We start from the raw sequence: 21,565 nt of genomic DNA on the forward strand, positions 1-21,565 counted from the left end.
TTATGTCAGCAGGATTTAAGTATGATTTAGTTCCGCCTGTTGAGCAAGAGGAACGTTACGATGTCCAAACAGGCATCCGTAGACGCGGTCCGTACAAGCTCGACACAACGAACTTAGTGGTGGGAAGTTTCCTGCCAGTATTTACCCCGATTTATGCAGACTTGAAAAACAAGTTTTCATACGCGGTAATCAATGTGCAAGTTATCGAAGCCTATACCACCGGTGATACGGCTTTGTCTATCAAGATTGCCAAGAACTCTTTGGCTTATAAGGGAATGTTTGTCGGGAACGGCAAGAATGGCGCCGAAGTAGACTCTATCGACAAGTCAAACAAAGACTATGATGTCTTGACTATTAAAGCAGCTTTCGGTGAAAACATCGCTAAGGATGCAGTTCTTTTCGAGGCTACCGCAGTAGATGGCACGAAACAGAAGTATGTTTCAAACTCCGCTTTGTACAACCGTACCAAAGTGGAAGATGGTATCGTACTGGTGTCATTGCTTCGTACAGCCGCAGAGATTGAGCCTTCAAAGTTGGTTATGCCGTTCTCCGAGAATGACAAGGCTAATTTGAAGGGATGGTTTGAATTTAACGAGTAAGGAGGTAAGATATGTTTTTAACGATTCAAACATTATTCGATGATGCAAACATTGTTTCCGCGATCATCAGACGTGTAAACCAAACGCGTAAGGACACGATCTACTGGCAACAGTATCTTACTTTCCGTAGAGTGACCACCCGTGTATTCAAGGATTATATCGGTTCTGTAACTGGCGTGATGGCCGGTTCTATCAATTCCCGTTTTGGAGAGAAACCAATCCGCGAACGCAGGAACATCGGTTCCGGATATGGTGAAATCGCCTACTTGGGTGATGCTTACCAGATGTCTATTGACCGTCTTTCCGAGTTGCAGGATTTGATTGACAAGTTCAATGTTGCCAAACCTGCCGACCAAATGGCGGCTATGGAGGAGATTGTTAGCTTCTTGGCAGATGATTATCGTCAGATTACCCTTGCTGCTCACAAGCGCATGGATATCATTGTCGGTGCTCTGTTGATGCTTGGTGAAGCCACTGTTTATAATAAGGACGCTGCAATCACTTCCGGCCAGACCAACAACAAGTTGTTGGAGATTGCTCTTCCGTTCAACTTCATCAAACCTGCCAAAGCTGATGTTGTTGTTGACAGCAAGAATATGTTTATCTCTTATTTGAGAGAGAAACTGCATTCTTTGGCTCCTGATTATGGGGTTTACGCCAAGATGATTATGACACGTGCGACATTCAACAAGCACGTGATTGGTTCTTCTGAATTTGGCGAACAGTACAAGATGATTCTCGGCACTAACGAGATGAAGTTGAGTACCGGTTTGGTTTCTTCTGCTTTGGCTTCCGAAGTGTTCACCGGCATCGGTTTGCCTCGTATTGAAATCAAGGAAGATTACGTGAAAGACCAGACAGGTAAGAACGTACAGATTTATGCGGACAACCGTATTTCTCTGTTACCTTCTGACCAAATCGGTTATATGCGCCACCACACCCCGTATGAAGCTACAGACCCGGTACAAGGACGTACTTATACTCCGGCAGACGGTCAGATGCTTGTTTCCAACTACCGTGACAAGAACGGTCGTTACATGGAATATACGGCAGAGTGGATTCCGCAAATCAGTAACCCGGACTTGATTACCAATATCGACTTGAGCGATATTGCATCAATCCAATCAGCATAAGGAGGTGACTATGAAAGTAAAAGTTACAGAAGTCTTTCGTGACAAGTTCACTGGTACGTATTACGAACCGGGGCAAGTTCTCGAAATTGAGGATGAAGCCCGCGTTGCAGACTTGGAAAGTCGCAAGTTGGCTGAACGTGTTGTAGTTCCCGAAGAAAAGAAGGAGGTTAAAATCTCCCTCTTTGAAAAGGAGTTTGAGAAGAAAGAGTTGGTTGAAGCGTTGAAGTCTATCGGTGAAAAAGGTACTATGAACATGAAAGAGGAAACTCTTCTTGTGAATGTGGACGCTTTGGACGAAGAAAAGACTTTGGCTTTGAAAAAGGCTTTAGGTATTGAGGTATGACGACGGTAAACGACTACATAAAGGATTTGTTTGCAGGAATAAAGATAAACCTGAATAATGCGGCACTCTTAACGATTGCCCATTATTCGGGAATCTCAGGAGACGAGGAATACAGTGATGAGCAATTCAATAAAATCATATTTGGTATTTTGAAGTTTGCCCCATTTCTTGTAGCAAGTCCTCAATCTTATTCTGTGTCTGAAAACGGTCACTCGAAATCTGTAGCGTTTAATAAAGAAGGATTCTTGAATTTCTATGGAGCCATGTGTAAACAACTTGGTGTCAAGGATGAACTTAATATCAACAAACCTAAATTGACTTTTCTATAATGTTAGAAGATGCTCCACATATATTAGTCATTAGGACGGTTACTCCGCTTGAAAAAGATGAGTTTGGCAGACCAATACCCGGCACTGGTGGCGAATCGTGGGATGAATTAACTGAATGTTTCTGCCATGATAATTCCCAAACAAAGGAGGTTTCTATCAATGGTGTTCTTTGGGTGTATTCTTATCATGTAGTATATGAAGGGGAGAAGATAGCATTAGGTACGAAAGTCCGTTGCTTGGACAAGATTACCGGTAAAACAGTTGGAGAAGGCGAGGTTAAGAAAAATGCAGAGTGTTATATCGAGGACCTAAAAGGGAGGTGTGATATATGGATGTAGATGCAGATTTTTCGGATGTTGACAAGTTCTTTCAAGATGGAGAATGGGAAGTCGAGAAGAAAATGATTGATGTGGGCGATGAAGCTGTTAAATACGCGGAAGAACATGGCGATTATCAAGACCATACACTCACTTTGAGAACATCCAATGACTACGATGTTGATAAAGACGGGTTAACTCTGAAAAATGAAGCAGAATACGCCTCATTCGTGGAATCTAAAGGGTTTGATGTTTTAAGTGGTGCCGCTTTATTTGCGGAGAAACGACTAAAAGAAGAATTTGAAAATGATAACGACTGGTGATGTTTATTGTATTCTTCGTAAGATTTGTGAGCAATTTGGTATTGCAGAAATATATGACGGGTTAGATGAGCCGAAGGGAAAAATCAAATCCGAACGTATTGTGATACGGACAGGTTCGCAGAGTAATGGGAAGATATGGGAGAAATCATTCATCAATATCAATTTCTGTACTCCTTTGAATGTCGATGGAAGCGCAAACACCGTTAGACTTAATGAAATAGAACAGATAGTTAAACCAGTTTTCAAATATGGAGACGTAGTTAAATATAATGGCTCTACTTGTTCTTATGAGAATGGTGGTGATAACTGGATGTCAAGAGAAGCGGACACTGCTTTGAAGTGTCATTATGTGAATGTGAGAATTTTATTTCAAGTATTAAATGTAAAATAGAAGTATATGAAACCTTTTATTGGAATTAAAAAGATTTGGTACGGTGCGGTTATTACTGCTGCCGTTACTCCTACAACTCTGAAAACGTGGTTAGGAACCGCTACAGAAGTGAAAAACTCCCATCAGGACACTTGGGGTTACACAGAAGATGACCCGACCACGACTGATTACATCAATGAGTTGACTGGAAAGGTGTACTACAAGGATGTGACTGCCAAAGGTGCAAAAACTATGGCGTTCACTATGGGTGAGTATGCCTTTGAAGACAAGAAGGAACTGCAAGGCGGTGAGCTTGTAAAAGAAAGTAATACTGTCGTAGGTTGGCAGGAACCGGAGGTTGCGGAAATCATCAATAAGGCAGTTGTCGGAATGACTAAGACTGGTAACTATATCGTATTTACCAATGCCGCAGTAATCGGTAAGGGTAACTTCGTTGAGAAGAATATCGGTTTGGGTGTTTCTGCTGTCGCAATGGAGAACTCCGCCGAAGGTGTAGCCGGAGAATACTGGTTTGATGGTGAAAAAGTAGATGCTCCTACGGCATAATTAAGGTAAAAGTAACGTTTAAGGATGGCGGTGGGTGATTGCTCACCGCCTTTTTAGTTTAGATATGGAAAATAACGCATCAAAAATAGTAAGTGCAGCCGTTTTAGGGAAAGACTTTGAGACGGTATTTGTGAATGGGGAAGCCTATGTGATCCATCCACTGACAATTCACAAGATAGCAGGCGCAGGATATTATCTTTCTGATTTGAAAGAGTCGGCCACAGTTGTGGATGTGCTTCATTCTTTAAAAGATATTAGCGTAGCCTCCCATGCACTTTCATGGATTATACAAGGTGATGATAGTCTTTACGAAGAGCTATCTCATGGAGGATTTGATGAAGTGATAGAAGCATTGGAAATAGGTTTTTCAACAATTTCTGCTGAAAATTTTTACAAGCTGTCAGTTTTAGCCAAGAACGTAGCAAATCTGACAGCAAAGCAGAAGCGATAGGAAACAATTGCTTGCTTGGACAGATCGCATCGTTCATGGAAAATCTGCATCTGTCTTATGATGAAGTCGTGTACAAGATACCATATCGGAACATGGTTATCATGCAGAAAGACAGGCTCCATACAGTCTACGGAGATGTTATGGAGGAAGTCTCAGAAGAAGAGTTTTTTAAAACAAAGGGTAGAAATCCATTAAAATAATAATATATGCCAAAGCTCGTATTCCGCGTGGCTTCCGATTGGGAGGAAGTCGTAAAATTAAGAAATGAGATAGCCAAGTTAAAGCAGGAATTGAAAGGTATGGATAGTACGCAATCACCTGCTGCTTTCAAAACACTCAATACTCACCTTGCCGCATCCACTCAACGAATGGATGAGTTAGTAGCCGGTGCCGCTAAAGCTGGTGCGGAGATGGAGAACGGATTCAAGAGGAAAATTTTTGATGCTTCACAGTCTGTAAATGGGTTTACAGAGAAGATTATCGCTCAAAAAAATGCTATCGGAACTCTGCAAACAACAATTCGTAAAAATAAGGAGTTGTATAAAACGATAGTGTCAAGAGGCGGTGAAGATAAAGAATTACTAAATCATATCAGAGAGCAGGAAAAAGCTCTTGGAAAAGAGCGGGATGCGCTTTTTAAACTTACCCAACAGCAAGCTGAAGCACGGCTTTCTGTTAAGAAACTCCGCGATGAGTATTCCCTCTATAAGAATGAAGGCAAACAGGTGGTTGAGACGAATAACGGCATTGCTATTTCGTGGAAAAAGGCATTGGCTGTCATTGGCGGGGTGAGTGTTTTGAAAGCATTAGGATCTGAACTTATTCGCGTGCGTGGTGAGTTTCAATCCATGCAGACCGCTATGGAAACGATGGTAGGCAAGGATATAGCTGGGCTGCTCATGGCGCAAGTTAAAGAACTGGCTAAAATATCTCCATTGACTATGACGGATATGGTTGGTGCCGAAAAGATGATGCTTGGATTCAACATACAGGCAGAGGACACTATAAAGTATCTGAAAGCTTTGTCTGATATTTCAATGGGAGAATCTGGAAAGTTCAATTCGCTCACTTTGGCTTTCAGTCAAATGTCGGCTGCTGGTAAACTTATGGGGCAAGATTTCAATCAAATGATTAATGCCGGATTTAATCCGTTGCAAACCATTTCTGAAAAGACAGGTAAATCCATTGCTACGCTGAAAGATGAGATGTCAAAAGGTGCGATCTCCGCAGAAATGGTACAACAGGCATTTCTTGATGCTACTGCTGCTGGTGGGAAGTTCTATAATATGTCCGAAAACGCGTCAAAGACTATCAACGGTCAGATTTCCATGATGCAAGATGCTTTGGATAATGTCTTTAATGAACTTGGGACGAAAGGAGAGGGTGCTATCATGTCTGGCATCCAGATGACTACCTCCCTAATTGAAAACTATGAAATAGTAGGCAAAGTATTGGCAGGATTGGTCATAACTTATGGTACGTATCGTACGGCCGTGATGCTTTCTACTATTGCGACGAACGAACATACATTGGCAGAGATTGCTTTAACGAATGTCCGTGTCTTGGCGAGGAAGGCGCAACTGGCATTGAATGCTTCCATGCTTACCAATCCTTATGTACTGTTGGCTACTGCTGTAGTTGGATTAGGTGCTGCAATGTGGGCAATGTCTGATAGTACAACTGCTGCCGCACGTGCCCAAAAAGAATACAATGACATTAAAGACGCTGCATCAAAAAAAGAGCAAGAGCATAAGCAGAAAATAGAGAAACTTCTTACGGCTGCACGAGATGAAAGTCTGGCTACTCTCACTCGACAAAAATCGTTAGAAGAACTTCGCAAAGAATATCCGAAAATTTTTGGACAATATGATATTGAGAAGTTAAAGTTGGAAGATATCCTAAAGTTGAAGCAGCAAATCAATGAAGAAGACTCAAAGCGTTCAGTGCAGGGGAGAAAGGATAGTTATGACACTTTGAAAGCAGAGATAGCGAAGCAACAAAGATATTTGAGCTTGATTAAAAATCCGACCTTGCAAAGAAATATGTCGGAGGAAGACAAAGAATTATTAAGAATCAATGGAGGGGACAAGTCGTATTATCGTATAAAAGAAGAACTTAAAAAAAACTCTGAGCTTTTAAAGAAGTATCAAAAAGATGTCCTCGATGATAACATTGCTGCATATAAGGCCAATCTTAAAAACTATTCTAAAGAAAAATTAGAGGCTGAATTAAAAATGGCCCAATCTTCTGCATCAAAGCGTAATGGTTTTAATGTTGGTGGAATGATGGTTAAAGGTGGAAATTTGGAAAGTCTTATTTCCTCAATAAATGGCGCATTGGCAGAAAAGAAATCCACCTATAAGCAAGACTATGATAAAGCAAAGAAAGATTGGGAAGATGCTAAGAAAGCCTTGTCAGAGATTGAAAAGGACAAAGATAAATTTACGTCTAAACAGTATGATGATGCAAAAAAACGTAAGGAAACGGCCGAAAAAGCCTACAAAGATTTAGGTGGCATTACTAATACTTCCAAGCAAGAGAAACAGGCAGCGCAGATTCGTACCCAAAATGAAAAGATTCTTCAGATGGAATCCAAACAGGCGCTTGATCGCCGCCGCCAGCAAGAAGATTTAGAGAATCAAGTTTCTCAGTCGAAGATTAATGCGATGTCTAATGGTTACGAAAAGGGAAAAGCACAACGGGAGCTTAACAACAAGAAGGAACTCCAAGCTTTGAAACGTCAGAAAGAAGACTATATCCGTGCTTATGTTCAAGCTCAGAAGGATCTTTTTAATGCTCAAGAGGAATTGAAGGCAAAGCAAAATAAAGGTTATGTGAAGAAAACTTTTGATGCCAGTTCTGTATCTGTCAATACGTCATCTTTTGATACAATTATAGGAAATACCCAAAATCGTCAACTTGATGATCAAATACGCGACCAAGAATCTGCTTGGAATGAGTATCTATCTAAATATGGTACATTCTTACAGAAACGCCAAGCTATAACTGAAGAGTATCAGATGAAGATAAATGAGGCCTCTACTGCTGGTGATGCTGCGATTTATCAAAAGCAAATGGAAGAAGCCTTATCTTCTCTTGATATGAATAAGTTGAAGCAGGAAATCAACTGGGAAATGGTATTCGGTGATTTGAGCAAAGCATCAAAGAAGAGCCTTGATAAAGTAAAAAAGCAACTCAAAGAGTTCAAGGACTCTGACGAATACCAATCAATGAGTCTTGAAGATAAGAAAATCATTGATGAATCATTAAACAATATACAAACTGCTATCATTGATAAAGGGGGATTGCTTGGTGATTTACCCAATCAATTACAGGAGCTTGCTGATGCTCAAAGGGAATTGAATAAAGCCCAAGAAGAGTATAATGAGGCTATGAAGAATGGTACAGACCAGCAGAAAGAGGCGGCTACGAAGAAGAAAAATGCTGCAGAAATCAAGCTTCAAAATGCACAAACCAATGTACAAACGTCAGCAGATAAAACCGTTAGTAACTTGAATTCTGTAGCTGGTGCCATGCAACAACTCAGCGGTACAGATGTAAGTTTGAGTAATATAGGTAATGCTGTGTCGAGTCTTGTAGATGTACTTGGGGAATCAAAAAGTAAAATTGGAGGTATTATCGCTGCTATTCTTTCAATACTTGACACGATAGGCGATAAAGGTATTACTGACTTCGTTACCGACCTTGTAAGTAATGTGCTTAGTAGTCTTCGGGATGCAGCAATAAAGGATATAGAAAAAACTTCATTCGGACTCCTGGATATGAGCTTTTTCAAAGGAGCGGACTATTCCGATTATGACGATATGGTCGAGGAGTATAACAATCTGAATGAGATATGGGATGAGTTAATTGACAAGAAGAAGGAGTATATTGAAATGTCCTATGGAGCAGAAGCTTATAAGGTAGGACAAGAGGCAGAGGAACTCGTACGTAAAAGTATTGAGTCATATCGTACTCTCGGATTGGAAAGATTGAACTCTGGCGCAAGTACTGGCTCTCACTCTATTGGTGTTCGTATTCGTAAAGGAATGTCATCGGAAGGATGGAATGAAGCAAAGGCTGCACTAGGCAATGCATTTGATGAAAATAAAATCGGAGATGGACGTATGACTGGCCTCTTCAATTTGTCGGTGGAGCAACTGGATAAACTAAAGTCTGAAGCACCAACATTTTGGGCGAAGCTGGATGATGATGTACAAGATTACTTGAACAAAATTATAGAAGGAGAAAAACGTGTTGAAGATATTCAGGAAGCCGTGAGAGAGCAGCTTACGGCAACTACATTTGACAATGTCTATAGCAGTTTTCTTGATACTCTGATGAATATGGATGCTTCGGCCAAAGATTTTTCAGATGATTTCCGGGAATATATGTTCAAAGCTGTTTTATCTAATACAATTGGTGATAAGTTCCAAGAACAGCTTAAAGGCTGGTATGAGCAGTTTGCAGATGCGAATAAGGATGGTGGAATTTCTGATAGTGAAATGGCAAATCTACAAGCCAAATATGAAGCAATAACTAATGCTGCTCTTGCTGAAAGAGACGCCATAGCTGCTGCCATTGGGTATAATACTTCTTCTTCTCAAGAATTTGAATCGTTCGTCAGTCAAATGCAAAGTTCTCTTCTTTCTTTGGATGCAACTGCTAAGGATGTCTCCGACAACATCTACGATTACTTCCGGCAAGCTATGATAAATGCTCTGTATGATAAGGAATACAAGAGCAAGATGGAAGAGTTGTATAAGAACTTTGAAACTCTTTCAGCAGACGGATTATCAGAGAATGATATGGCACAACTTGGATCCCAAGTAGACCAGTACATTGAGCAGATGATGAAGGGGGTTGAGAGCGTAAACAGCCTGTTTGCCGACAAATTAAAGGATGCTGAAGATATGCAATCATTCGTTGAGAGTGTCAAGTCTGCCATGTCCAGTATTGAGGCCACAGCTGAGGATGTGACAGACAATATCTTTGAGTACATCCGTCAGCAAATGGTTGAGAAGATGTTTGCTGATACTTTCCAGTCGCAGATCGAGGCATTCTATCAGAAAGTTCAAGCGGCCATGTCTGACGGTGATATAACCGATAGTGAACGGGATGCTCTGAGAAGCGAAGCGGAGAAACTTGCCAACGATATCGTAGCCGCTAAAGACATCTTATCTGATACGCTTGGTATTACTTCCAATAATCTAAGAAAAGAGCTTGAAGAGGAATTCAAGTCATTCTCAGATGGCATTTTGAATTCTCTGTATGATGCAGAAGTGACATCCGAAGCGGTCGCCAAGAATATCGCTGATTCCATGAGAAGGGAGCTTATTAAAGCTATGTACGTCGAGCAGTACGAGCCACGTATTAGAGCCATTTGGGATAAATGGAAGGAATACTCGTCTGACGGTCTTGTAACTGACGAAGAACGTGCCAATATCAAGAATGATATTGACGAAATCGGTAAAGAGGTAGCCGATGCTGCTAAAGAAATCAGTGATGCTTGGACGGATTCAGGTGAAGAGGTCAAGAAGGCGTTCGATTCGTTCTCTAATAGCATAAAGTCGGTTCTTTATGACGCGGAAGCCACAGCAGAAGATGTAGCCAATAACATCTATCAGTACATGAGAAACGCTCTCGTTGATTCCATGTTTGCAGCCCAACTTCAACCACAGATTCAAGCATGGTACGACAAGTACACTGAATTCATGAAAGATGGTGCCATCGACTCTGAGGAACGCAAGACTCTGGACGAAATGATAGCCGAGATTCAGAAGGCAGGTGTTGAGATTATCGATGCCGCCAACAGTCTATTCCCTTCGCTTGATACCGGTGCAATAAAGCGCGCAGAGGAAGCCGCTCAAGAAATGGAGAATGCAAGGAACGAAGCTGAGCAGGAATGGGAGTCCTTCTCTGATGACATGCTGAACTCATTGTATGATGTCGAAGCTAAGGCTGAGGATATTTCTGATAACATGGGAGAATACATGCGTAAGGCTCTCATTAAAGCTATGTATGTTGAGAACTTCAAACCTCAGATGAAGAAATGGTATGATGAGTGGCAACGTGCTATGGGCGACGGTGAACTTACCTCCGAAGAAAAACAACTCCTTGATTCCATGAAGCAGACGATGGTTGATGACATGAAGAAGGAGGTAGACGCCATTAACCAGATGTTCGATTCTATGTATTCTCAGCAAGCTTCTTCTAAAGGCTTTGAAGCTATGTCTCAAGATACTGGTGAGGAACTTAATGGACGATTTACTGCTTTACAAACAGCAGGGGAGGAGATTAAAAATCAAGCAGTTAAGCAGACCGTTTTGTTATCGTCAATAAACGACAAGATGTCATTGCTTGATCTTACAAGTCAAAACCTTCCCCTTTTGACGGCTACGGCCTCTCCGGGGATTGCAGAACGGACAAAGGAAGTTCTTGCGAGTAGCTATCAGCCGCAAATGACGGTTATATTTCCGGATGCCAAGATTGATGCTTTGACTACCGAAGTATCTAATCTGAGAGGAATTGTAGATGAAATGAGAACGTTTCAAGTAGAGGGAAATTTGGATCGTAAGGACATAGTGGAGAACTCTGCTATCCTTGCCAAGAATAGCCCAAAAGTGCTTGATAATACGAATGAGATTAAACGAGATATAAAAAATGCAATATAGTTATGGCAGAGCTAATAATTAATAACAAAGACGCCTTTAAAGAGTGGAGCGTTAGGATGGGAGACAATTTTCTTGATGTGTTGGGAGCACCTGTACCTATGAAGGAATTCATAGAGAATAAATCACGTTTAGAGCATGGTAAGCAAGTTATTACAGACAACCCAAAACTTGATGAACGGGAGTTTACTCTTGTGTTTACCATAGTAGGCAGTTCACAAGCTGATTTCCAAACGAAGAAAAAGGCTTTCTATGAGGAATTGTATAAGGGGGCAATTAACATCCAAGTCCCGGCAAACGGTAGTGATATTTACCATCTAATTTATCTTGGGAAAAGTATCTCTTTTGCGCAGAGTTTTGATCGTACATTTTGTAAAATTTCAGCAAAATTTTGCGAACCTAATCCAAGTCTAAGGACTTAATTCTTCACTATTATGTCATTGTGAAATATGGAAGCTCTAAATTTTAGGGCTTCTTTTTTTTATCTCCGACCTTTGAGGACGTTATGATAGATATCAAAGACATACAAGGCAATATCCGCTTCTCTATCGGCTTTAATCCCGGGGCGAAGGGGAAGTTCTCTATGAAGAAAGAGGACTATATTGTATTGCCTTTTAACTCCAACTCTCCGATTGACTTCCAGGTCGGTGATTACGTTGACCTGCGCGGTGTGCTCGATGCTTCTATGGGCGGAAAATTGGCTAAAATCTACGATATCGTAGACATGTCCTACCCGAAGTATAACACGTCTACTGCCGGGTATGAATACGAACTCCGTCTCGACGCTTACTATATCAAATGGAAAACAAAGATTTTCAAGTACACCCCGGAAGTCGGAGGCCAAGAAGCGTCTTGGAACCTCACCGCTTCGCTGGATGTCCAGATGGGTGTATTCCTTCGCAATCTTAAAGCTCTTGGTTATACTTACGAGGGAAAGGATTTCGAGTTTTCCATAGATAGTACTGTCGAGAACTCGGCTAAGTTGATGTCATACGACAATACCAATTTGTTGGATGCTGTGTTCAGCATGGCAGATAAATGGGGCTGTGACTGCTGGGTGACAGATCACGTAATTAATTTCGGACGCTGTGAGTTTTCGGACGCTGTGACGATCGAACTTGGCAAGGAGGCAAAGGACATGACGCGTAGTAACAGCAAGGGTACTTATGCTACTCGTATTTATCCTTTCGGCTCAACGCGGAATATCCCTACTAACTATCGCCTGGTAGACAGCAGTATGGTGGTTGGTGGCATCGTACAGAAGCGTTTGATGCTACCGGCCGGCACGCCCTACATAGATGCTTATGAGGGGATAACCGACTTGGAAGCTATCGAAGCGGTAGTAGTCTTTGATGATATCTATCCTCACCGAGTTGGAACCATTAGCGACGTCACTTCTTACGAAAGTGAGGTAGAGAATGAGGACGGCACGAAGACAAAAGCTACCTTCTATCGATTCAAGGATAGCGGTATTAACTTCTCCAAGGACTACATACTCGAGGGAAACGAACTCAAAATTAAGTTTGAGTCTGGTAAATTGAACGGCATGGAGTTCGGGGTTATGTTCAACCCGCTTGGACTGACCGAGAAGAACGATGATGGTAGTTGGAACCCAGACGCCCAGTTGTGGGAAATCGTATTGAATGAGGACTACGGCAGGCCATTGCCTGATGAGGTGCTTCTTCCCGAAAACGGGAATACCTATGTACTTAGTGGTTGGAATGCTGAGAAGATTGAAGAGTTGGGGCTAATCGCTTCCGCAGAGAAGGAATTGCTTGCCACCGCGAAGAAGTACCTCGCCAAACTCAGCATCGACGACGGCACCTATACAGCTACGCTCAACTCGATTTGGGTACATGAAGACCAAATCAACCATAGCTTCGATATCGGTCAGCGTATCAACCTGATTAATCCCGCCTATTTCAAGAATGGGCGTCAATCTCGCGTTATAGGTTTTGAAATCAAACTGGATATTCCTTATGACTCCCCGCAGTACACTATCGGCGAAAGCGCTGCCTATTCGCGCATATCTGATATTGAGGGCAAGGTTGAGGAATTGACATTCAAGGGACAAACCTTCACAAGTTCGGGAGGCAGTAACATCTATGTCATCAAGACCAACGATTCGACGGCTGCGAGCAATTTCAATGTGTTTTCTGCACTGCGCACCCTTCGGATGTTCCTCCGGAAGAATGCCCCGGATGAAGCGGAAGAGATTATCACGTTTCTCAAAGGCTTGCTGATTGGCAAGAACGGTAGCGGCATCACCTTGCGGGAAGATGGCACCAGCCAGGCCGTTGTTGACCGTCTGTACGTGAAGATCAAAGCCGTATTTGACGAGTTGCAGGTAAAGAAAGCCACCCACGTGGGCGGTGAGCAGATTATCACCCATGCCGGCATGAAGTGTGTCCGCGTGGAAGAACTCGCCAGTGTCTACAGGTGCTACTTCCTTGCCGAGCAAGATGGCGAAGCGATAGCAAACGAGTTTTCTGTCGGCTCGCTGGCACAAGCCAAGGAGTGCAACATTGTCGAAGGTACAACCCTTAACGCTTCCAACCGCTACTACTGGCGTGAGGTCATGGCTGTAGGGCGTGACTATATCGACGTATCTAAGAGCATCTGTGACGAAGGAAGCGACGTGCCGGCCGCTGGTGACGATATTATCGGTTTAGGACACCGTACAGACGTAGACCTTCAGAGTGCAATAGTGCTTTCGTCAACCAATGAGACATCCCCGTCCATCACGTTATACACCGGCATCAACGACTTCAACTTGACGAAAAAGGACATTATTTCCTTCGGCGTTAATAAGTCAACCAGTAGCGCCTACATGCGTGTATATGGTGACGCGTATATTGGTGCTCGTGACGAAAGCTCTTACTTAAAGTATACCAAAGATGGATTGGTAATCAAAGCTAAGAGCATCCTCACTGCCAGCGGAAAGGATGTAGAAACAGAACTGGGGAATTTTGATACAGAGCTCGGCAATATTAACACTGGCCTTGGCGATGTTAACGCTGGTTTAGGAAATCTCAGTACAGATTTGGGTAATCTTAACACAGGTCTGAGCAATCTCAATAAGGAAGTAGGTAATCTTGGCGCTGACATCGATGATTTGCGCAACGTGTCGGATAAACTCATGGTCATTTGGGAGGGAGACTATCTGCCTACCTTGACCAATGCCCCGGCAAGCGACTGGAAAGACGAAGAATCCAAATCCTTGCATGAGGGTGACCTTTTCTACAATACAAGCAAGAACCCGGCTGTCGGTGGCGGTCGCTGTTATCGCTGGGAGGTACTCAGTACCGGTGTGTATGCTTGGAACGAAATCACCGACAAAGACACCATTGCCGCACTGGAAGCTGCTGCGTCCAAGAAGCGTGTATTCCTAACTCAACCTACTACTGCATCCGACTATGATATTGGAGACATGTGGGTCAACGCTACATATTCTACTTTGTACGATAATGATTCGCTTGTGTGTATCAAGGCAAAGAAAGCCGGAGAAGCATTCAGCATCGCTCACTGGCGTGCATCTACCAAGGTGACCTCCTCCTACATCAAACAGATGGAGGATAAGATAGAAGCAGCTGTGCAGGTGACCGGTGTTGATAAGGATGGTAACATCATTTCGATTAACAAGAACGGTTTGGTGCTCACGAAGGACTTCTCGGCCCTCATGTCCTCCTATGCTGATGATGCCGGTGTTGTCAGCAAAGCTGAGATTGCAACCTTTATTTCCGATGCAAACGGGAAGTTCACTTCAAACGCCGTAATCCGCGCCGATAAGATTGACTTCATCGGCAAGACCATGATTAACGGAAAGTTCGTCGTTGACACCAACGGGCATGTGACGATGACCGACTTTACGGCTAACAACGGTGTATTTAATGGTACAGTGAATGCTACTGACGGAGAGTTCAACGGTACAGTCTACGCCACTGCCGGATCATTCCAAAATGTGACTGTAAGCAATATCAATAGTCCGGGTGATCCGTTCCATATTGACCAATGGGGCTATCTAAATGCCCGCAGCATGGGAGTAGATAATGCAACCATATCCGGCGAAATCACCGCGACAAATGCGACCTTCAAGTACGGTTCATTCCAGCAAGGAGTATTTGAGAACATAACTCTGAAAAAGAGCATTAACACCCCGTCTGACAACCTCTATATTGATGCTGTTGGCGCTGTTACTGTAAAGGGTACAATTACCGCTACAGACGGAACATTTAACGGCAAAGTAAACGCTACTTCCGGGTCGTTTCAGAATGTCTCAGTAAAGAACATCAATACGGCAGCAGACCCCTTCTATATTGATTCTGTAGGCATTTTCCACGGGAAGAATGTAGTCGTAGAAAGTGGTACGTTTAATGGCATAATTACATCAATATCAGGTAATATGGGCGGCTGGATAATTGATGCTGATAGCATTCACAAAAATAATATAGTACTTGGAGCTGACGGATCAATATACAATAGTAACGGTGCTTGGTACTTAGGGAATGATAATACCGGCTATCTGGTAAATAGAAATATTTCTTGGAATGCATCCGGCGATATCACCATGAACAATGTCACAGCTAATAATTTCATTGTCAATAGCGGAGAATTTAAAGGAAGGGTTTCTATCGCTAATAAAATACTATTGGAAAACGATGGTAGCGGCAGTTTGGCGAGTGGTAATATAACTTGGGATGATAAAGGTTTGGCTGAATTTGTAGGAACCATAAAATCATCATCTTCTTCTGGAGGTAACTATGTTGTTGTAGGGGTTGATAAGCTATCTAGTACTCCTGGAGCAGAAGATAATGGGTTGAAAATATATGATGGTCAAGGTAATCAAGTTGGAGCATTTGGATATATCACAGGGCTTGATATTGGTGGAAAAATGGGGATGGTACTTCGAGATGATAATGAGCAAATTATTATTAGATCCGACTCTCTATACTTACAACATACTTCTGGTGGTAATATATACTCTGTAGAAATATCGCCGCTTATTGGTATTAAATTCTATGAGAATTTCAATCTTACCAAAACTTATAGCAGGAAATAAACTAAATATATGAATTATGAAAATCAATTTTAAGAAATTGGAGGCGGAAACCTCCTTCAACGGTGATAAAAAGTCTTTCGACGTAACTGAAGATGTTGGTAATTTAATGAAGTACAACGGTACCATCTTATTGGATATCGGCTTTGAAAAGTTGGCAGAGGAAATTTTCTTTTCCAAAGGTGAAGTGGAAATTCCCGAACGTTATCGCAAGGCTCTTGAAGCCGTAATACGTAATTCAGGCCTGCTTGCATGTATCAAGCGGGAACTCGTTAACCAATTAAACCCAAAGGAGGCATAATATGGAATTTACAGGTGATGTAATCAAGACCGGTCAGTCTGCAATTGGTGATTTCAGACTGAACTACTCAATCTCATACAATGGAGAAAATCAAGTGACTAACCTTGAAGCACAAATCAAGAAGGAGTCTAAAGAAATGACCCGAAACATAGGTAGTATCTCTTATGTAGCATCTACAAAGCGATATGCCTTTTCCTTGTTTGATGCGACTACCTCGGAAGAGCGCACAGCAATGTTTGATGACTTTGAGAAAACTTTGGCAGAGGTGTCATGCTCAAATACATAAAGTTCCGCATCCACGGAGGGCAGAAAGACGAGGACGGGGTAACCCGTCGCGCTGATATCCGGATGATTGAGAGTACCATGACACCATTGGAGTGTAATGAACTGCCGATCATCCTGAATGCTCTTGCCGGAACGAAAGATTTAGTTGAGGAACGTCAGAACGGATTCCCGTATACGTTCCCGATGACTTTTTAACTGATATAATTAGGGATATGGAAGATATATCTGGACTTGGTAATAAGGTAGAGAACGGCGGGATTAACCGGAACGGGAAGCTGACAGCAGATGAATTCAATAAACTTATTCGTGCTGTCACGGAGTTGCAGGAAGGCGGCAGCGGGCTTGTGATTGGCACAACTCCTGGCACGGCCTACGATGGCGGTTCCGGTGCAGCACTTGAACAACTTGTCCGGGAACTGAGTGGTGGTGCCGGGACGATGTATAGCGTGTACGTGCGAAACAATATGGAATCATTGGGATTCGCCAGCCAATACGGCGAAGAGTGCGTGCTTGACTTTACGTTTGTGTCGCAATATCGGGATGACATCAGTGAGCCGTATAAAGCCACGGGTGAACTCGGTTTGTGTACTATCATGGTCAAGAATGCCAAATATGCGGATTTCACCGTAGTCAAGCAAATGGAGGTTTCTTCCGGCGTGTCTATCAAGCAGGATGTTTCGGAATGGCTATCATCCGGTAGCAACAACATTAAGATCACCATCAAAGGCGAAAACACTGATAAAACTACTGCACCGGTAACGTACATCGTACAGTTGACATCACTCGGCATTAGCGCACCGAACTTTGCATGGTGGACGGCCTTCGCCGGTAGTATCTCCATCCCGATGATCATCAACGGCAACATCAACAAGACGCTGCACGTGACGGTCACCGGTACCGGATATAATAAGAGCTACGATAAGGTGATAGGTACTGCCGTATACCTTGATACTCCGTACATTTATACGTTGGAGCATCCGGGAGCCACGGGAGTATACAATGTGAGTTTCTATCTTTCCAATTCGGACAATACTATCCAGACGAAAGCCGTATCAGTCAATATTATGTGTATCAAGACGGCTGGCGAATCCGTGAAGTTGATGTGTGTAAACAATGTGGCAGAGCTGCTTACCAACTGGCAGGATAACACTCTATTCAACTATGCCATCTACGACGGGTTATCGGCATTGACAGATGCACGGTTTTCGGTTACCAAAGATGATCAGGAAGTCTTTTATTCGGAGAACAACGCCATTGTCACGAATGCCAAGAATACGTTAGTTTATCCGATGGAGGTCGAGACCGACGATGACAGGAACTTCGAGGTTATCGTGAAAGCAACGAGCGGGAACACGGCTTTGATATCTCCCATCACAATAGCCGTCAACAACTCACTTGGCTACTCCGCGACAGCAGGTGCAGTACTATACATCAATCCAAAGACTCGCAGCAATTCTCAGACCAACTATAAAAGCGTCGTCAACGAGGTGGATAAGTCCACCATCCCTGTTACTTGGCAAAACCTTAACTGGGGAAACGACGGCTGGGGAACGGACGAAGACGGAGTGAAGATTCTGAAAATATTCGCCCGAAGCAAAGCAATCATTGACTACCAGCCCTTCGCCACGGAAGCCGCGCGTCGCGGTAAGACTATCGAGATCGATTATAAGGTGAAAAACGCCGCAGATGCCAGCAAGGACATTATCACCATTGCGGAAAACAATGTAGGTTTGCGGGTATCAGGCGAAAATATCTCCATGTTTTCCCAGTCGAGACATGACAGCACTACGCAGGATGTGCCTATCGACAACGATGTACGCCAACGTTTGACGGTAACTGTGATGCCTGATGCTTACGGTAACGCAGGCTTTAACCTCGTATGTATCTACATCGACGGGAGGAAGAACAGACAGTACGCATATCTGAGCAATGATTACTTCCGCAACAACGGTAAGATAACGCTTGGAAATGATTACGCGAACCTTTACCTGTACGGCTTACGCGTCTATGACGCTGCACTGACAGAAGAAGCGGTGCATAAGAATTTCATCAATCAGCTTACAACTACGGATGAGAAGTTGATTGAGAAAGAAGCCAATGATGTGAAGGATGCGGAAGGCGTTAATGTTGATTTTGAAGCAACAAAAAAAAGGAAAAATGTTTTTGTTATCGACCAGCCATTCCCAAATCTGAATAACCCTGCCGGTGTTTATGGAAACCTTGAAGTCTTCTTCAAAGAAAAGCCGATGTATAATTTTCATTGGTTGAATTTACTGATTGAAGGTCAAGGAACATCATCAAAGAAATATTATGAGTGGAACGTTCGTCTCAAGGCGAATGCGATGAAAGATGCATTGGGGAATAAAATAAAATCCCTTGTGACCTACGCTGACGGTACAACTGAACTTGGTAAGGTACGCATGTTTGAGGGTGTGCCGAAGGCCAGTAAACTGACTGCGAAGAAGAACTGGGCAAGCTCCATGCAAGACCATAAGGCCGGCAGCGTGGCCGCCTACACCGATTTATTCAAAGCGCTTGGTCTGAAAAATGAGGCAATGGAAGAGGATAATGATGTACGTGTCTCTGTATATCAAGAGCCGTTTATTGGTTTTTCAAAGTCTGTTAATGAAGAGGGTCAGGATGTATATACGTGTATGGGAGAATTTACCTTCGGCCCGGATAAGGGGGATGCCGCTTGCTTTGGTTATGACACCGATAAATTCCCGAACCTGATATCTGTGGAAGGTTCGGATAATGCTCCGCTCGGGGCTTTGTTCCGCGTGCCTTGGAATCGCAGTAAATCATATTGGGCATACAACGCTGATGAAGAGGCATTCCAGTACAACAATACCAATTGTTGGGACTTCGATGCGGGCGAATTGAATGCAGACGAGACAGAACCTATATCTACGCAAAAATGGGTTGACGCCTACAATGCGGTCTATCAGTGTAATAACCGAATCCAGCCGTTTAACGGCACGTTGGATGAACTGAATGCTCAGGTCACCGCCTATCGTAGTACGGGTTATGAGTACTGGATTGCGAAGGCAGGAGATGCAAACCTGTATAACCTGTACTATTATGAGGCCGCAGAGGGAAAGTTTATTTCATCTGATGTGGGCGATGGTGCTATCAATTTGCGCACACAGCTTGCGGCTTATCTTCCTTCTGATTTATCCGGTTACAGTTCGTATGAGATAAACGGATTCTTCAGCGTTGCACGTGTGCAGTTGTTCCGTGCTACTGTCCCGGAGTACTTCGACATCCCGGATGCAGTATTTCACCACAACTTTACAGAGTTTATTGCCGGTACCGACAACCGGGCAAAGAATACCTACCCCTATTGCTTCGGGAACGACGGGAGCAAGTGGAAGTGGCGTCAGGATGACCTCGATACAATTATGCCTATTGATAATCAAGGTCAGGACAGAAAACCATACTATTGCGAAATGCACGACTTTTACGATAACGGCCAGCCCGTTTGGAACGGTGAGACATCCGTGTTCTGGAATATGCTCGAACTGGCTTATTCCGCGGAAATCGCTGCCGGTATGAAGAAGATGTTGTCTGCAATGGAGAGTCTTAGCGGGCAGTCATCCGGAACACCTTATGACAAGGTGTACGGCTTTTACAGGAAGTATTATCTCGGAATAAAAGACTACTTCCCCGCCACTCTTGTAAACGCCGACGCGAAACGGTACGAGATAGCCAAGATAGCCTATGACAAGGGACAGTATACGAATGATACCGACCCAATCACGCAGAGCCACGGTGATTTCCGCTCCGCTGAAACCGCGTGGATGAAGAAGCGTATCATGTACATCATGTCGAAGTACAACTACGGGCTATTTAGCGCTGACGGCACCGACACTATCATCGTTCGTGCAGCCGGTGATCTGATCGATTACGAGATAACTCCCGCTTTTGACATGTACCCTGCCATCGCTAACGGTACATCTATCGTACAAGGAGCGCGAACCAAAGCCGGTGAAGCCTGCAAGATAACTATCGACCTCGGAGGAAGTGCCGACCAGCAGAATGCCATCCAGGGAGCGAGTTGGTTGCAAAGCATCGGTGATTGGCACAAGAAGAATGTTTCAGGCACCATGATCGTGCGTGGCAAGCGCCTTACCGATCTTATCCTTGGAAGCAAGACCGAAAGCATTGTTATCTCCATTACTGGGCTCACGTTATCAGACTGTGGCAGCATGCAGAAGGTAGTTGTATCTAACATCAAGACCTTGCAAGGTGCGCTTGACCTCAGTGCCTGCCAAAATATCCGCGAGATATATGCTGACGGCACGAACCTCAGCCAAATCAAAGTGCCGGAAGGCGGTAGCTTGGAAGTGATCGAATACCCGGCCAACAACAAGTATATCAATTTCAAGAACTTCCCTCTGCTTACCACTGACGGCCTGCGTATCGGCCAGTGCGCGCCCAATGTCACAGACTTTTGGGTTGAAAACTGCCCGTTGCTGGCTCCCATGAAGCTGCTCTCCGACATCATAGAGGCGCAACAATCTCAGAGTGTCAGTCACGCCCTGAAGCACATCCGCGCCGTCGGTTTTACTGAAGAGTATTACACCGCCGATGCACTCGACATGCTGGCGTTGCTTTCAGATGGAAGCTATTCTGGTTTGTCCGCCGAAGGACTTGCTGGCGAAGACCCTATACCCGTGCTGGAAGGTACTATCACGGTACATTCTAAGTACTATCAGGACTCAGTGCAGGCGCTGAAAAGTACATTCAAGCGGCTAAATTTGGTCATGATTGGAGAGCCTGCAATACGCCTGACAGACCCATTATTTAGAGAATGGGCA

Annotated in this window: 15 protein-coding genes and 1 pseudogene; all 16 read left to right on the forward strand. The window is 43.6% G+C overall.

All coding sequences use genetic code 11. The annotated features are described in order from the left end of the window. Window positions 1-2: 2 nt before the first annotated feature. Window positions 3-599, forward strand: coding sequence for a head fiber protein (locus tag AAE250_RS20795; RefSeq protein ID WP_294599931.1), 597 nt, complete (start codon window positions 3-5; stop codon window positions 597-599). Between the two features lie 11 nt (window positions 600-610). Next, window positions 611-1,732, forward strand: a complete 1,122-nt coding sequence (locus tag AAE250_RS20800; RefSeq protein WP_294599930.1) for a hypothetical protein — start codon at window positions 611-613, stop codon at window positions 1,730-1,732. A gap of 10 nt (window positions 1,733-1,742) precedes the next feature. Next, window positions 1,743-2,075: a hypothetical protein gene (locus AAE250_RS20805; RefSeq protein ID WP_294599927.1), complete on the forward strand. Its 333-nt coding sequence runs from the start codon at window positions 1,743-1,745 to the stop codon at window positions 2,073-2,075. Continuing rightward, complete coding sequence (locus tag AAE250_RS20810; RefSeq protein WP_294599925.1) at window positions 2,072-2,404, forward strand: DUF6706 family protein; 333 nt, start codon at window positions 2,072-2,074, stop codon at window positions 2,402-2,404. Before AAE250_RS20805 ends, AAE250_RS20810 begins: the two co-directional genes overlap by 4 nt. Beyond that, complete coding sequence (locus AAE250_RS20815) at window positions 2,404-2,742, forward strand: hypothetical protein (protein ID WP_294599922.1); 339 nt, start codon at window positions 2,404-2,406, stop codon at window positions 2,740-2,742. Before AAE250_RS20810 ends, AAE250_RS20815 begins: the two co-directional genes overlap by 1 nt. After that, the gene (locus AAE250_RS20820; RefSeq protein ID WP_294599919.1) at window positions 2,733-3,044 is read left to right on the forward strand and encodes a hypothetical protein; all 312 of its coding nucleotides are present in this window, start codon (window positions 2,733-2,735) and stop codon (window positions 3,042-3,044) included. The genes AAE250_RS20815 and AAE250_RS20820 overlap by 10 nt, the downstream gene beginning before the upstream one ends. Continuing rightward, a complete protein-coding gene (locus tag AAE250_RS20825; RefSeq protein WP_294599917.1) occupies window positions 3,028-3,435 on the forward strand; it encodes a hypothetical protein in 408 nt (135 codons plus the stop codon). The genes AAE250_RS20820 and AAE250_RS20825 overlap by 17 nt, the downstream gene beginning before the upstream one ends. A 6-nt stretch (window positions 3,436-3,441) precedes the next feature. Further along, window positions 3,442-3,981, forward strand: a complete 540-nt coding sequence (locus AAE250_RS20830; protein ID WP_294599914.1) for a hypothetical protein — start codon at window positions 3,442-3,444, stop codon at window positions 3,979-3,981. A gap of 64 nt (window positions 3,982-4,045) precedes the next feature. After that, window positions 4,046-4,432, forward strand: coding sequence for a hypothetical protein (locus AAE250_RS20835; RefSeq protein ID WP_294599913.1), 387 nt, complete (start codon window positions 4,046-4,048; stop codon window positions 4,430-4,432). Window positions 4,433-4,638: 206 nt separating this feature from the next. Beyond that, window positions 4,639-6,963 (forward strand): annotated as a pseudogene (locus tag AAE250_RS23665) (tape measure protein); the annotation flags it as partial. A 4,145-nt stretch (window positions 6,964-11,108) separates the two neighbouring features. After that, window positions 11,109-11,525, forward strand: a complete 417-nt coding sequence (locus AAE250_RS20845) for a hypothetical protein (protein WP_294599907.1) — start codon at window positions 11,109-11,111, stop codon at window positions 11,523-11,525. Window positions 11,526-11,608: 83 nt separating this feature from the next. Beyond that, complete coding sequence (locus tag AAE250_RS20850; protein ID WP_294599904.1) at window positions 11,609-16,162, forward strand: hypothetical protein; 4,554 nt, start codon at window positions 11,609-11,611, stop codon at window positions 16,160-16,162. A gap of 16 nt (window positions 16,163-16,178) precedes the next feature. Further along, window positions 16,179-16,460, forward strand: coding sequence for a hypothetical protein (locus AAE250_RS20855; protein WP_294599902.1), 282 nt, complete (start codon window positions 16,179-16,181; stop codon window positions 16,458-16,460). A gap of 1 nt (window position 16,461) precedes the next feature. Then, on the forward strand, window positions 16,462-16,746 hold the full coding sequence (locus AAE250_RS20860) for a hypothetical protein (RefSeq protein ID WP_294599899.1): 285 nt from the start codon (window positions 16,462-16,464) through the stop codon (window positions 16,744-16,746). Continuing rightward, window positions 16,731-16,940 (forward strand): hypothetical protein, encoded by a 210-nt coding sequence (locus AAE250_RS20865; protein WP_294599896.1) that lies wholly within the window; start codon window positions 16,731-16,733, stop codon window positions 16,938-16,940. Before AAE250_RS20860 ends, AAE250_RS20865 begins: the two co-directional genes overlap by 16 nt. A gap of 17 nt (window positions 16,941-16,957) precedes the next feature. Further along, window positions 16,958-21,565 (forward strand): leucine-rich repeat domain-containing protein (locus AAE250_RS20870; protein WP_342289423.1); only part of this gene is annotated, 4,608 nt, incomplete at its 3' end.

The organism is Bacteroides sp. GD17, from assembly GCF_038448625.1.
Lineage (GTDB): Bacteria > Bacteroidota > Bacteroidia > Bacteroidales > Bacteroidaceae > Bacteroides.

What these genes read in the sequence shown, in the direction of transcription:
- AAE250_RS20795 (WP_294599931.1), top strand. Translation starts at nt 3, where the DNA reads ATGTCAGCAGGATTTAAGTATGATTTAGTTCCGCCTGTTGAGCAAGAG.
- AAE250_RS20800 (WP_294599930.1), top strand. Translation starts at nt 611, where the DNA reads ATGTTTTTAACGATTCAAACATTATTCGATGATGCAAACATTGTTTCC.
- AAE250_RS20805 (WP_294599927.1), top strand. Translation starts at nt 1,743, where the DNA reads ATGAAAGTAAAAGTTACAGAAGTCTTTCGTGACAAGTTCACTGGTACG.
- AAE250_RS20810 (WP_294599925.1), top strand. Translation starts at nt 2,072, where the DNA reads ATGACGACGGTAAACGACTACATAAAGGATTTGTTTGCAGGAATAAAG.
- AAE250_RS20815 (WP_294599922.1), top strand. Translation starts at nt 2,404, where the DNA reads ATGTTAGAAGATGCTCCACATATATTAGTCATTAGGACGGTTACTCCG.
- AAE250_RS20820 (WP_294599919.1), top strand. Translation starts at nt 2,733, where the DNA reads ATGGATGTAGATGCAGATTTTTCGGATGTTGACAAGTTCTTTCAAGAT.
- AAE250_RS20825 (WP_294599917.1), top strand. Translation starts at nt 3,028, where the DNA reads ATGATAACGACTGGTGATGTTTATTGTATTCTTCGTAAGATTTGTGAG.
- AAE250_RS20830 (WP_294599914.1), top strand. Translation starts at nt 3,442, where the DNA reads ATGAAACCTTTTATTGGAATTAAAAAGATTTGGTACGGTGCGGTTATT.
- AAE250_RS20835 (WP_294599913.1), top strand. Translation starts at nt 4,046, where the DNA reads ATGGAAAATAACGCATCAAAAATAGTAAGTGCAGCCGTTTTAGGGAAA.
- AAE250_RS20845 (WP_294599907.1), top strand. Translation starts at nt 11,109, where the DNA reads ATGGCAGAGCTAATAATTAATAACAAAGACGCCTTTAAAGAGTGGAGC.
- AAE250_RS20850 (WP_294599904.1), top strand. Translation starts at nt 11,609, where the DNA reads ATGATAGATATCAAAGACATACAAGGCAATATCCGCTTCTCTATCGGC.
- AAE250_RS20855 (WP_294599902.1), top strand. Translation starts at nt 16,179, where the DNA reads ATGAAAATCAATTTTAAGAAATTGGAGGCGGAAACCTCCTTCAACGGT.
- AAE250_RS20860 (WP_294599899.1), top strand. Translation starts at nt 16,462, where the DNA reads ATGGAATTTACAGGTGATGTAATCAAGACCGGTCAGTCTGCAATTGGT.
- AAE250_RS20865 (WP_294599896.1), top strand. Translation starts at nt 16,731, where the DNA reads ATGCTCAAATACATAAAGTTCCGCATCCACGGAGGGCAGAAAGACGAG.